Origin of the sequence: Streptomyces sp. NPDC055243 (assembly GCF_044544025.1) — a bacterium.
GTDB lineage: Bacteria > Actinomycetota > Actinomycetes > Streptomycetales > Streptomycetaceae > Streptomyces.
Window position 1 is genome coordinate 170,600 of the sequence record NZ_JBITWR010000006.1, and the last position, 12,715, is coordinate 183,314.

The window sequence follows — 12,715 nt, forward strand, 5'->3', positions numbered from 1 at the left end:
GACGTGCCTGTACCGCCCGGTCAGTACTCGTTGATCTCGACGGCGGGCGCGTGGTCGTGCCACGTGCAGAACACCGAGACCTTCTCGGCGCCCGACGTGAACTCCACGCGAATCCAGGTGTCCTGCTTCCACACCTGCACCGACCAGCCGGCCGCCGGGGTCGCCGAGACCAGCGTCGCGGACTCCTTGCCGAGGTCGAAGACGACCCGGCCGCCGTCGGAGGAGTAGCTCTTCACGTTGCCGGGGGTGGAGGCGGGCGCCGAGGGGGTGCTCGGCTTGCTCGTCCTCGTCTTCGACGGCTTGCTCTCCGGGGGCTTCTGCGACTTCGAGGGCTTGTCCGTCTTCGACGGCGAGGGCGTCGGCGTCGGGTCGGGACGGTGCGTGGAGGACGAGAGCGGCTCCGCGCGGTCGCCGTCGGCGGCCAGCGGAACGGCGCGCGGCGGGTCGTAGGCGGTGCCCGCCATGACCGTGTGGACACCCCACCAGGAGAGCGTGACCGCCGCGCCCGTGGCGAGCGACCAAGCCATTGCGTGTATGAGTCCTCTGCGCATCGCGAGCCATACTGCACCACTGGCCCCGCCGGTGTCGCCGGTCTCCCAGGAGGACCGGGCTCACTCATATGGCGTACGGTGCCGCCCATGGCAAGTGTGCTCGTCGTCGAGGATGACCAGTTCGTACGCTCCGCTCTCATCCGGCATCTGACCGAGGCATCGCACACCGTGCGCAGCGTCGGCACCGCCCTCGAGGCGCTGCGCGAAGTGGCCCATTTCCGTTTCGACGTGGTGATCCTGGACCTCGGTCTGCCCGATCTGGACGGTTCCGAGGCATTGAAGATGCTGCGCGGGATCACCGACGTACCCGTGATCATCGCCACCGCGCGTGACGACGAGACCGAGATCGTCAGGCTCCTGAACGACGGCGCCGACGACTACCTCACCAAGCCCTTCTCCGTCGAGCACCTCTCCGCCCGGATGGCCGCCGTGCTGCGCCGCTCGCGCGTATCGGCGGGCGAGGCGCCGCCGAGCCGGGAGATACGGGTCGGCGGGCTCGCCATCGACCCGCTGCGCCGCCAGGCGGAGCTGGACGGGGCGCGGCTCGATCTGACCCGGCGCGAGTTCGACCTGCTGGCCTTCCTCGCCGGGCGCCCCGGTGTCGTCGTACCCCGCAAGGAGCTGCTCGCCGAGGTGTGGCAGCAGAGTTACGGGGACGACCAGACCATCGACGTGCATCTGTCGTGGCTGCGCAGGAAGTTGGGCGAGACGGCCGCGCGGCCGCGCTACCTGCACACGCTGCGGGGTGTCGGCGTCAAGCTGGAGCCACCGCTGTGAGGTGGGCACTGGTCAAGGTGTGCCTGGCCGTCACGACGATGGTCGTGGTCGCCTTCGCGGTACCGCTCGGGCTCGTCATCCAGGAGATGGCGCGGGACAGGGCCTTCTCGAACGCCGAGCGGCACGCCGCAGGCATGGGCCCCACGCTCTCCATCACCACCGACCGCGACCAGCTGACGCGGGCCGTCGCCACGTCCGAGGCGGGCGGCGAGGGGCGGATGGCGGTGTACGTACCGGCCATCGACAAGGCGCCCGCCCTGGAGATCGGCGACCGGCGGGCCGACGAGCACGCGGTGGAGACCACGCGCAAGGAGGGCCGGGCGCGGACGGCGACGGTCGACGGCGGCTTCGCGCTGCTCCAGCCGACGGCGCTGAGCTCCGGCCAGATCGCCGTGGTCGAGATCTTCGTGCCCGAGGGCGCGGTCAGCAACGGCGTGACCACGGCGTGGCTGGTGCTCGCCGGGGTCGGCGTCGCGCTGATCATCGGGTCCGTGGCGGTGGCGGACCGGCTCGGCGTACGCATGGTGCAGCCCGCCAAGCGCCTCGTGGGCGCGGCGCAGTCCCTCGGTGAGGGGAAGCTGGGCGCGCGGGTGCCGGCGGAGGGGCCGACGGAGCTGCGCCTGGCCGCGGTGGCGTTCAATTCCATGGCCGACCAAGTGGTCCAACTCCTGGCGAACGAAAGGGAGTTGGCGGCCGACCTGTCGCACCGCCTGCGCACTCCGCTGACGGTCCTTCGCCTCAACGCGGCGTCGCTGGGGGACGGTCCGGCGGCCGAGCAGACCCGCATCGCGGTGGAGAAGCTGGAGCGCGAGGTCGACACGATCATCCGCACCGCCCGCGACGCCAAGCCGCAGACCGCGGCGGTCGGCCCCGGCGCGGGCTGCGACGCCTCCGAGGTGATCCAGGAGCGCATGGCCTTCTGGTCGGCGCTCGCGGAGGACGAGGGGCGCGAGGTGCGGGTCGCGGGGGTGGAGCGGCCGGTGTGGATTCCGGTGGCGCGGCCCGAACTGGTCGCCTCCCTGGACGCGTTGCTGGGCAACGTCTTCCGGCACACGCGGGAGGGGACGGCGTTCGCGGTGGACGTGCACAGCGGTGAGGACGCGGTGATCGTCCTCGTCTCGGACTCGGGCGACGGCATCGCCGATCCCGAGGCCGCGCTGGCGCGGGGCGCGGGCTCGGGGGCCGACGGGTCCACGGGGCTCGGCCTGGACATCGTGCGGCAGCTGGCGGAGTCCACGGGCGGCGACGTCCGCATCGGGCGCTCCGTGCTCGGCGGCACGGAGGTCCGCATCTGGATCCAGCTGGACGGCCGCCGGCCCGTGGCCGGGGGCCGTGGGCACGGAGGGTCCGTACGCCGCCGCAAGCGGGCGACCGCGGGTTGACCTGCGGGTGGCCGGAGAGCTCCGCGTCCCATACCCGAGGCCGACCTTTAACCGGTCCCGATCGCTCCCTTAAGCCCGCCCTAAGATCCAGTGCAGAGCCCCAATTGCCCGCGATGTCGCGCCCTCGCGGGGCTAACGTGCTGCACGCACCCCCACCCCCCGCACAGCTAAGGCAGGCACGCGATGAGCAGCACGCATCGGCGCACGGTGAGCACCAGGTCCAAGGTCATGGGAGGGCTCGCGGCCGCCGCCCTCGTCGGGGGCGGAGCCTTCGCCTTCTCCGGGACGGCCCTGGCGACCAAGGCTCCCGCCGAGGACACCGCCAAGGCCGCGGGCGCCGCCAAGTTCGCCCCGTTCGTGGACACGTCGCTCGCCCCCGCGTACGACCTCGTCGACACCGCCGAGAAGACCGGCGTCAAGGAGTTCACCCTCGCCTTCATCACCTCCGGCGGCAGCTGCGAGCCCCTGTGGGGCGGCATCACCGGGCTCGACGACGACAAGGTCGCCTCGCAGATCGGGGACCTGCGGGCCAAGGGCGGCGACGTACGCGTGTCCTTCGGCGGCGCGGCGGGCTCGGAGCTGGGCCTCAAGTGCGACAGCGCCGACGCGCTGGCCAAGGCGTACGGCAAGGTCATAGACAAGTACGAGCTGACGAAGGTCGACTTCGACATCGAGGGCGCCGCGCTGCCCGACACCGCCGCCAACACCCGCCGCGCGCAGGCCATCGCGCAGCTGCAGAAGGACCACGAGGGCCTGGACGTCTCGTTCACGCTGCCGGTCATGCCCGAGGGCCTGACCCAGCCGGGCGTCGACCTCGTCGCCGACGCCAAGAAGAACGGCGTGAAGGTCTCCGCCGTCAACATCATGGCGATGGACTACGGACCGTCCTACAGCGGCGACATGGGCCAGTACGCCATCGACGCGGCGACCGCCACGCAGAAGCAGATCAAGGGCGCGCTCGACCTGTCCGACGAGGCCGCCTGGAAGGCCGTCGCGGTCACCCCGATGATCGGCGTGAACGACGTCACCACCGAGATCTTCAAGGTCGACGACGCCACGCAGCTGGTGAAGTTCGCCGAGGAGAAGGGCATCGGCTGGCTCGCCATGTGGTCGTCGACCCGTGACAAGGCCTGTGAGGGCGGCGCCAACAACGGTGCGCAGCCGACCTGTTCCTCCATCGAGCAGGAGCCGCTCGCCTTCACCAAGGCATTCGCCGCCTACAAGTAGCACCTCAGCAGCTCCACCCCCTGACTGCCACCCCCCTACGGCGCCTCGACCGGCATCCCCCCACCCGGTCGGGGCGCCACTCGTGCTCAGGCCTTGCTCGCCTGCCACTCCGACGCGTAGTCGTTGAAGATCGCCCGCAGGTGATGGCCGATCTTCAGGTAGTCGAGGTCGTCCAGGTTGGCCAGCGACACCCGCACCGACCACTCGGGGCCCTCGAATCCGCCCCCGTTCAGGAGCACCACATGCGTCTGCTCGGCGAGACGGAACAGTGGGTCGACCGGCTCGTAGTTCTTCTCCAGGAAGTCGGCGAAGTCCTTGCCGTGGACGCGTTCGGCCTCGGCCAGCAGATCGAGCTCGATGTAGTAGCCGGCCCGCTTGGGGTCGTCCGAGATCTTCATCTCGGCGCCCTCCAGGAGGAGTTGCAGCCGCTGCCGCACGATCGCGCGGATTCGTAGCTTGTACGCCTGCCCCTCCTCCAACATGTCGAAGAGGGAGAACAGGACCATCACCATCTGCTGGGGGAGCGAGAGCCCCGAGGTGTGGTTCAGCGCCACCTGGCGCGAGTCGGCGACGAGCCGGTCGATGAACCTGATCTTCTCCGGTTCCAGGGTCAGCGTCCCGTACCGCTTGGCGAGCCGGTCCTTCTCGGCCTGCGGCAGCGCCGCGATCAGCTCGTCGATGACGTTGTCGTCGTGCAGTCCGATGACGCCGAGCCGCCAGCCGGTGGCGCCGTAGTGCTTGGAGTACGAGTAGACGAGCAACGTGTTGCGCGGCAGGTCGGCGGCGATCGAGCGGAAGCCCTCGACGAACGTGCCGTACACGTCGTCCGTCACGATCAGCAGGTTCGGGTTCGACGTGGCGACGATCTGCTTGATCTGGTCCGCGACCCGCTGACTGAGCGCGAGCGAGGGCGGGTTGGACGGATTGACCAGGCACACCATCTTGATGGCGGGGTCCGCGAGCTTCGCCACCTCCTCCTCGGGGTAGCGCCACTCCCGCACGCCCGCCTCGGCGAACTTGCTGGCCTGGACGTACGTCACGTCGAACTCGTACGTGTCGAGCTCGGGGATCTCGATGTACGGCGTGAACACCGGCACCATCAGGGCGATCTTGTCGCCCTTGTGCAGGATGCCGTTCTTCATGAGCGAGTCGAAGATGTAGCACATCGCGGCCGTGCCGCCCTCGGTGGCGAAGAGCGAGAGGTTGTCGGACGGCGGCTTCTTGTCGAACATCTCGTCGGCGATGTACCCGCGCACGATCTGCTCGGCGTGCTTCAGCATCCGGTCCGGGACGGGGTAGTTGTCGCCCACCGAGCTGTCCGTCAGCTCGTGGACGAAGTCGTCCCGGTCGAAGCCGAAGCGCTCGACGGCGTACTCGACGCACTTCTGGAGCAGCTCGATGCCGGGCAGGTCCGGGTGCCGGCGTACGAAGGTGTCGAAGCGGTCGCCCGATCCCGCCTTCTCCGGCATGCCGCCCAGGTCGTCGGCGGTCCAGACGCGGCGGGACTCGGAGAGGGCGAAGTAGCCGAGCGCGTAGAAGGCCTCGCGGGGACCAGTGGCGATCCAGTTCGGGTTGCCGCGGCCCGCGTTGAGCATCTGCGGGATGGACTTCTCCTTCTGGCCCGGCTTGTCGGCCTGCACCGCCTGGGCGATCTGGATGAACTTGTCCTTCAGCTCGAAGGGGCTGAGCTGGGCGAACGACTGGATTTCCTCGCGGGTGAAGGTGGTCTTGGGCACGGCTCGTTCCTCACATGCGGACGGGATCGACGGGATCAGTGGTGGAGCAGGACGATGACGGCGCCCCAGATGGTCAGGAGCACGTTGCCGACGGCGTACGGAATCGTGTAGCCGAGCGTCGGGATCTGGGACCTGGACGTTTCGTTGATCGCGCCGATCGCCGCGGTGGTCGTCTGGCCGCCCGCGAGGACCCCCATCAGGATCGGGAAGCGGATCTTCTGGACGTAGTGCCCGAAGAGGAAGCCGACGATCAGCGGGATCACCGTGGCGATCGCGCCGAACAGCAGGAGGCCCCAGCCCGCGGTCGACAGACCGGAGGTGAAGCTCGGCCCGGCGTTGATGCCGACGACCGCGACGAAGAGGCAGAGCCCGAGCGTGTCCATGAACCACTGGGCGCCGGGCGGGACGTTCCCGTACGTCGGGTACTTGCCGCGGATCCACCCGAAGACCAGGCCCATGATGAGCGCGCCGCCGGACGTGGAGAGCGAGATGGGCACGCCGCCCGCGGTGAGTGCCGGGATGCCGATGCAGCCGCCGAGGAAGATGCCAAGGCCCACCCAGATCATGTCGGTGGCGAAGGACGTCGGCACGGGTTTGCCGATCTCCTTGCCCGCCGGGTCCACCAGGCGTTTGGGGCCGGTGAGGATCAGGGTGTCGCCGCGCTCCAGCTTCGTGGAGAGGCGGTAGGGGAACTCGGAGCCGGAGCGGTACAGCTTGTCGACGTAGACGCCGACCATGAACGGCTCCTGCCGCAGGTCACCGATCGTCCGGCCGAGCTGGGCCTTCTCGGAGGCCACGACGTGCAGCGACTCGGTCTGGTAGCCGAGGAGTTCGACGTCGTCGGTCTCGGCGCCGATGTGCGTACGGGGATCGAACTCGACGAGCGAGCCGCGCAGCGCGCTCAGCGCGACGACATCGCCCTCGCGCAGCGCGGTCCGCTGGTCGTGGTCGAGGATGTCCCCCTCTCTGCGTACGCGCGTGATGTAGACCCGGCGGCCCAGCTCGCGCTGCTGGTTCTCGAAGTCCTCGATGGTGCGGCCGGCGAGGTCGGGGCGCTGGATGGTGTAGGCGCGCAGGACGACCTCGTAGTAGCCCTCGGCCAGGTCGGGGTTGTCGCCCGGTGCGTCCAACTCCGCTGCCAGGGCCGCTGATTCGGCCGCGAGATCACGGCGGTAGAGCCGGGGCAGGACGTTGGCCAGCAGCATCGCGCACAGGATCGTGCCGAGCGGATAGGTCACGGCGTACCCGATGGCGACCAGGTTCGACTCGCTCTTGACCTGCGCGGAGCTGAGCCCCGGCAGGTTGGAGATCGCGTCGCCCGCGACACCGATGACGGCGGACTGGGTGAGCGCCCCGCCGAGCAGTCCCGCCGAGAGCCCGGGACCGTAGCCGAGCATCGCGGCGAAGCCCCAGCAGACGAGCAGGCCGGTCACGCAGACCACGACCGCGTTGAGCACCTGTGGAAGGCCGTCCTTCTTCAGGCCGCGGAAGAACTGCGGGCCGACCTTGTAGCCGAGGGCGAAGAGGAACATCGTGAAGAAGAGGTTCTTCACCGTTCCGTCGATCTCGACCTTGAACTGCGCCCCGAGCAGCAGCCCCGCGATGAGACAGCCGGTGACCGCGCCGAGTCCGATGGCCCGATAGCGCACCTTCCCGAAGAGGAAGCCGATCGCGACGGTGATGAAGACGAGCAGCTCGGGGTGGGGCTGGAAGATGTTCCGGTTGAGGAAGTCGATCATTCTCTACGCTCCGGACGCGCCGCTCAGGCGCCGAGTACGCCGACGAGGATCGGCCCGGTCAGAGGGAGCAGGAAGTTCGAGAGGGCGTACGTGATCGTGTAGCCGAGCAGCGGGACCGAGCTCTGGGCCACCTGGGTGACGGAGGTGATCGCCGGGGTCGAACACTGCTGGCCCGCGATGGCGCCGATGAGGAGCGGTTTCTCGATCTTCAGGAGCTTGCGGCCGACGACGAGCGAGATCGTCGCGGGCACGAGGACCATCGCGATCCCGGCGAACGGAAGCAGCACCCCGTACTCCTTGAGCAGCGGCCAGGCCTGCGGCCCCGAGACGAGCCCCGTGCAGGCGATGAAGATCGCCAGACCCATGTCCTTGAGGGTGTTGGCGGCCTGCGGCGGGAACGCCCCGAAGGTCTGCTTGCGGGAGCGGAACCACCCGAAGAGCAGCCCGGAGATCAGACAGCCGCCGCCCGTGCCGAGCGACATGGGCACGTCGCCGAAGTGCACGACGACCTGCCCGAGCAGGGAACCCGCCGCGATGCCCAGACCCAGGTAGATGAAGTCGGTGGCGTCGTTCTTGACGACCGCGCCGATCCTCGCGACCAGCTTGTTCAGGCCGGAGCGCGCGCCTACCAGGGTGAGCACGTCACCGCGGCGCACGGTGGTGGTGCCGGCCGCGGGCAGATGCTGATCACCGCGCAGTACGTCGGTGACGTACACGCCGTCCTTGACGAACTCGGGATGGGCGCGCTCCAGCTCGTCCACGCTCAGGCCGTCCGACGCCTTCTCGGTGACGGCGACCTGGGCGGTGGCCAGCGGGGTGTCGACGCCGGGGATGCCGGGGGTCTCGGGGCCGATCAGGCGTCCGGCCTCGATGGTGTTGGCCCGCTGCCCGACCACCAGGACCAGGTCGGAGAGGGTCAGGGCGAGACCGGGGGAGGGCGTCAGGGCCTTGCTGCCGCGTTTGACGGCCTCGACGGTGGCGCGCCCGCCGACCTCGGCCTCCAGATCGCCGACCGTGCGGCCGTCCGCGTCGGTCACCAGGAAGGTGCGGCCGACCATGCCGGGCAGCGCCGCGCGCTCGTCGGACTCCAGGCCGCCGCCCGCGCCGCGCATCTTCTCCCACAGCTCGCGCGAGGCGTCCCGCAGGTTGATGCGCAGCATCATCGGCATGATCTGGCTGGTGTAGAGCACGATGGTGATCAGGCCGAAGAGGTAGCAGACCGTGTACGCGGTGGCGACGTGCCCCTGGTACTGGGTGATCTGGTCCGGGGTGAGCCCGTCGAGCTTGCCGATGGCCTCGGTCGCCGTACCGACGACGGCCGACTCGGTGGCCGCGCCCGCCAGGATGCCCGACGCGGTGCCGACGTCCAGGTCGAAGGCCTTGGCGAGGCCGAGGGCGATGCCCAGGACGCAGACGAGCTCGATCCCGCAGAGCGCGAAGAAGCGCAGGCTCTCGCGGTTGAGGTTGGAGAAGAACTGCGGGCCCGCGAGATAGCCGAGGGCGAAGATGAACAGCGCGAAGAAGATCGTCTTGACGTCGTCGGAGACGACGACCTTGGCCCAGGCGCCGAGCAGCAGCGAGACGATCAAGGTGCCGCAGATGCCGCCGAGCGTGATGGGGCCGACGCGCACCTTGCCCACGAGGTAGCCCAGGGCGAGGCAGATGAACAGCGCGAACTCGGGGTGGTCACGGAGTACGCCCACCGGCGCTCACCGCGCCTGATCTATTGCGATATGTGGCATATGGGCAACTTAAGGAGCCGAGTGGCGGGGTGCCACTCGGCTCCTCGGGGGTACGGCAGGGGCGGGTCAGCTCACGGCACCCTCGCGCGGCAGCTCACCGGCTGCCGCGACCGCCGCGTACCAGTGGGCGCTGGACTTGGGGACGCGGGCCTGCGTCTCGTAGTCGACGTAGACCGCGCCGAAGCGCTTGCCGTAGCCGTACGACCATTCGAAGTTGTCCATGAGGGACCAGAGGTAGTAGCCCCGGACGTCGGCACCGTCCGTGATGGCCCGGCGCACGGCGGCCAAGTGTCCGTGCAGGTAGGCGATGCGCTCCGGGTCGTGGACGCGGCCGTCCGCGTCGGGCTTGTCGTCGTAGGCCGCGCCGTTCTCGGTGACGTACAGCGGCAGGCCCGGCGCCTCCCGGGAGTAGCGCATGATCAGCTCGTGCAGCCCCGTCGGGTCGATCGTCCAGCCCATCTCGGTGCGGTCGCCCGGCGTCTGGTGGAAGGCCACGTCGTCGGACCCGGGCCACGGGGAGTGCTCGCTGGCGCCGTGCCCGTCGTTGCGCGGGTTGCCCGCGTCGTCCTGCGCGGCCGAGACGAGGGCGGGCGTGTAGTAGTTCAGGCCGAGCGCGTCCAGCGGCTGGTGCGCGGCGGCCAGGTCGCCGTCGTGCACGAAGGACCAGTCGGTGATCCGGGCGGTGTCGGTGAGCAGGTCCGCCGGATAGGCGCCGTGCAGCATCGGCCCGTGGAAGACGCCGTTGGCGAGGTTGTCGATGCGGCGGCGGGCGTCCATGTCCTCGGGGCTGTCCGAAACCGCCCTGACCACCGAGGAGTTGAGGCTCACCGCCACACGGGCGCGGGCGGGCAGAGCGGCCCGCAGCGCCTGCATGCCCAGGCCGTGCGCGAGGTTGAGGTGGTGCGCGGCCTGCAGGGCCGCCGCCGGATCGGTGCGGCCGGGGGCGTGCACGCCCGAGCCGTAGCCCAAAAAGGCGCTGCACCACGGTTCGTTGAGCGTGATCCAGGACTCGACGCGGTCACCGAGCGCCTCGGCGACGAAGCCCGCGTACTCGGCGAACCGGTAGGCGGTCTCCCGCGCCGGCCAGCCGCCCGCGTCCTCCAGCTCCTGCGGCAGGTCCCAGTGGTAGAGGGTCAGGGCGGGCTTGATGCCCTTGCCGAGCAGTTCGTCGACCAGCCGCCGGTAGAAGTCGAGCCCGCGCTGGACGGCGGGGCCGCGTCCGGTGGGCTGCACCCGCGACCAGGAGACGGAGAAGCGGTAGGCGTTCAGACCGAGGTCCGCCATGAGTGCCACGTCGTCGCGGTAGCGGTGGTAGTGCTCGACGGCCACGTCACCGGTGTCGCCGTCGGCGGTCCTGCCGGGCGTGTGGCTGAAGGTGTCCCAGATGGAGGGGGTGCGGCCGTCTTCGCGTACGGCGCCCTCGATCTGGTACGCGGAGGTGGCCGCGCCCCAGAGGAAGTCGGCCGGAAAGGCGAGGGATTCAGGCATGGAAGCGCTCCCATGGAAGGGGGGAAGAGGAAAAGGAAGAGAGAGGGAGAGGGAGAGAGGGCGGGTCGCCAGGGCCGGCGGAGTGGCGGCGGCCCGGCCCTGGCGGGAGAGGGGCACGTACGGCAGAGGGAGAGAAGCGCGCCCTCAGCCCTTGACGGCGCCCTGCATGATGCCGCTCACGATCTGCTTGCCGAAGAGGATGAACGCCAGGAGCAGCGGCAGCGTGCCGAGCAGGGCGCCCGCCATGATCACCGCACGGTCGGGGATGTAGCCCGTGCCGAGCGAGTTGAGCGCCACCTGCACGGTGGGGTTCGACTGGTTGAGCGCGATGATCGGCCAGAGGAAGTCGTTCCAGGCCATGACGAACGTCAGCAGGCCGAGGACCGCCATCGCGGGCCGCGCCGCGGGGAACACCACGTGCCAGATGATCCGCAGGCTGCTCGCCCCGTCCATCCGAGCCGCCTCGATGAGCTCGCTCGGCAGCGCCTGCAGCAGGTACTGCCGCATGAAGAACACCCCGAAGGCGCTCACGAACGTCGGCAGGATCACCGCCTGGAGCTGATTGGTCCACTGCAGGTCGGCGATCCACAGATAGAGCGGTACGACACTCAGCTGCGGCGGCACCATCATCGTGCCGATGGTCAGCAGGAGCAGCAGACCGCTGAACTTGAACTTCAGCTTGGCGAAGGCGAATCCGGCGATCGTGGAGAACAGGACGGTGCCGATGGTGATGCTGCCCGCCACGATCGTGGTGTTGAGCATCGCGTCGCCCAGGCTCGCCTCCGTCCAGGCCCGCTCCAGGTTCTTGAAGAGGTTCCCGCCGAACCACAGGGGCGGCGGTGTCTGGGCGAGCCGCCCGCTCGTGCGCGACGCCGCGATCGCCGTCCAGATCAGCGGCGCCAGCGAGACGGCCGTGAACAGGGTGAGGACGAGGTAGGTCACGGGCCCCGCGTGCATCGTGCGACCGGCCTTCAGACCCAGCGGGCGGCCTGTCTTCGGGCTCTTGACGAGGTCTGCCTTCGGGCCTGTGGCGAGGTCGGTCGTCGGGCCCATGGTGCCGGACTTCATTGGGCCTTCCTCAGACGTCGGGCGATCAGCAGATTGACCGCGGCGATGAGCAGCAGGATCACGAGCATCAGCCAGGCGACGGCCGAGGCCCGGCCCAGGTGGCCGTTGATCCAGCCCTGGTCGTACAGATAGAGACCCAGCGTCTGGAACTGGTGGTCGGCGCCGCCCTTGGATCCGGACGTGCCGCCGAACAGCAGCGGCTCACCGAAGAGCTGGGTCGCCCCGATGGTGGAGACGACCACCGTGAACAGGATCGTCGGCCGCAGCATCGGGATGGTCACGTGCCGGAACTGCTGCCAGCGCGAAGCGCCGTCCAGCGATGCCGACTCGTACAGGTCGTGCGGCACGGCCTGCATCGCCGCCAGATAGATCAGCGCGTTGTAACCGGTCCACCGCCAGATGACGATCGAGGACACCGCGAACTGCGAACCCCACGACGATTCACGCCAGTTGACGGGGTCGATGCCGACGGACCCGATGATCCAGTTGACCATGCCGCCGTCCCAGGCGAACAGCAGCGTGAAGACCAGCGAGGCGCTCGCCACCGACGTGGCGTACGGAGCGAGCATCGCGACGCGCCACAGGGTGGAGCCGCGCAGTTTGTAGTTGAGCAGGTGCGCGATGCCGAGGGCGACGGCGAGCTGGGGGACGGTGGAGATGATGCCGATGGTGAAGGTGTTGCCGAGCGCGTTCCAGAAGTAGTCGCTCTGCAGCAGGTTGGTGTAGTTCTCCAGGCCCAGCCACGTGCTGTCGTCGAGGTTGGTCAGCTCCAGGCGGTGCAGCGACGCCCAGCCGGTGTAGAGCAGCGGGAAGAGGCCGAAGGCGCCGAAGAAGAGGAAGAACGGGGCGACGAAGACGTACGGCGACGCCTTTATGTCCCAGCGGTACAGGCGGCTGCGCCACGAGGACGTGGGGGAGGCCTTGCGGCTCCCGGACGCGGCCGGGGCCGCGTCCCCCTCACCGGGGGACGCGGTCTCGGCGTACTCAGCGGTCTCGGACATGCGC

10 protein-coding genes are annotated in these 12,715 nt (G+C 69.5%); 3 read left to right on the forward strand and 7 right to left on the reverse strand.

Translation table 11 applies throughout. The features are described from left to right. Positions 1-20 precede the first annotated feature (20 nt). On the reverse strand, positions 21-551 hold the full coding sequence (locus tag ACIGXX_RS19440; RefSeq protein WP_351164667.1) for a hypothetical protein: 531 nt from the start codon (positions 549-551) through the stop codon (positions 21-23). A gap of 87 nt (positions 552-638) precedes the next feature. Between ACIGXX_RS19440 and ACIGXX_RS19445 the strand changes: the two genes are divergently transcribed. From ACIGXX_RS19445 to ACIGXX_RS19455, 3 genes are all read left to right on the forward strand, one after another. Beyond that, positions 639-1,328 carry a response regulator transcription factor gene (locus ACIGXX_RS19445; protein WP_351164666.1) on the forward strand — a complete coding sequence of 230 codons (690 nt, stop codon included), beginning with the start codon at positions 639-641 and terminating at the stop codon, positions 1,326-1,328. After that, positions 1,325-2,710 carry a HAMP domain-containing sensor histidine kinase gene (locus tag ACIGXX_RS19450; protein WP_361470616.1) on the forward strand — a complete coding sequence of 462 codons (1,386 nt, stop codon included), beginning with the start codon at positions 1,325-1,327 and terminating at the stop codon, positions 2,708-2,710. The genes ACIGXX_RS19445 and ACIGXX_RS19450 overlap by 4 nt, the downstream gene beginning before the upstream one ends. Before the next feature lie 183 nt (positions 2,711-2,893). Further along, positions 2,894-3,937: a chitinase gene (locus ACIGXX_RS19455; protein ID WP_399977143.1), complete on the forward strand. Its 1,044-nt coding sequence runs from the start codon at positions 2,894-2,896 to the stop codon at positions 3,935-3,937. Between the two features lie 86 nt (positions 3,938-4,023). On the opposite strand, the gene ACIGXX_RS19460 is transcribed toward ACIGXX_RS19455, so the two are convergent. The 6 genes from ACIGXX_RS19460 to ACIGXX_RS19485 form a co-directional block, all read right to left on the reverse strand. Then, complete coding sequence (locus tag ACIGXX_RS19460; protein ID WP_351164663.1) at positions 4,024-5,673, reverse strand: bifunctional aspartate transaminase/aspartate 4-decarboxylase; 1,650 nt, start codon at positions 5,671-5,673, stop codon at positions 4,024-4,026. Positions 5,674-5,708: 35 nt separating this feature from the next. Beyond that, on the reverse strand, positions 5,709-7,412 hold the full coding sequence (aspT, locus tag ACIGXX_RS19465; RefSeq protein WP_351164662.1) for an aspartate-alanine antiporter: 1,704 nt from the start codon (positions 7,410-7,412) through the stop codon (positions 5,709-5,711). Positions 7,413-7,435: 23 nt separating this feature from the next. Next, positions 7,436-9,115: an aspartate-alanine antiporter gene (gene aspT, locus ACIGXX_RS19470; RefSeq protein WP_361470613.1), complete on the reverse strand. Its 1,680-nt coding sequence runs from the start codon at positions 9,113-9,115 to the stop codon at positions 7,436-7,438. A 105-nt stretch (positions 9,116-9,220) separates the two neighbouring features. After that, entirely contained in the window at positions 9,221-10,642 is a 1,422-nt protein-coding gene (locus tag ACIGXX_RS19475) for a GH1 family beta-glucosidase (protein WP_399977148.1), read from the reverse strand. Between the two features lie 144 nt (positions 10,643-10,786). Then, a complete protein-coding gene (locus tag ACIGXX_RS19480) occupies positions 10,787-11,710 on the reverse strand; it encodes a carbohydrate ABC transporter permease (protein WP_383822511.1) in 924 nt (307 codons plus the stop codon). After that, positions 11,707-12,711 (reverse strand): sugar ABC transporter permease, encoded by a 1,005-nt coding sequence (locus ACIGXX_RS19485; protein ID WP_351164659.1) that lies wholly within the window; start codon positions 12,709-12,711, stop codon positions 11,707-11,709. Before ACIGXX_RS19485 ends, ACIGXX_RS19480 begins: the two co-directional genes overlap by 4 nt. Between the last annotated feature and the right edge of the window lie 4 nt (positions 12,712-12,715).

Coding starts and splice junctions, on each gene's coding strand:
- ACIGXX_RS19485 (WP_351164659.1), bottom strand. CDS start 12,711: ATGTCCGAGACCGCTGAGTACGCCGAGACCGCGTCCCCCGGTGAGGGG.
- aspT (WP_351164662.1), bottom strand. CDS start 7,412: ATGATCGACTTCCTCAACCGGAACATCTTCCAGCCCCACCCCGAGCTG.
- ACIGXX_RS19455 (WP_399977143.1), top strand. CDS start 2,894: ATGAGCAGCACGCATCGGCGCACGGTGAGCACCAGGTCCAAGGTCATG.
- ACIGXX_RS19475 (WP_399977148.1), bottom strand. CDS start 10,642: ATGCCTGAATCCCTCGCCTTTCCGGCCGACTTCCTCTGGGGCGCGGCC.
- ACIGXX_RS19440 (WP_351164667.1), bottom strand. CDS start 551: ATGCGCAGAGGACTCATACACGCAATGGCTTGGTCGCTCGCCACGGGC.
- ACIGXX_RS19445 (WP_351164666.1), top strand. CDS start 639: ATGGCAAGTGTGCTCGTCGTCGAGGATGACCAGTTCGTACGCTCCGCT.
- ACIGXX_RS19480 (WP_383822511.1), bottom strand. CDS start 11,710: ATGAAGTCCGGCACCATGGGCCCGACGACCGACCTCGCCACAGGCCCG.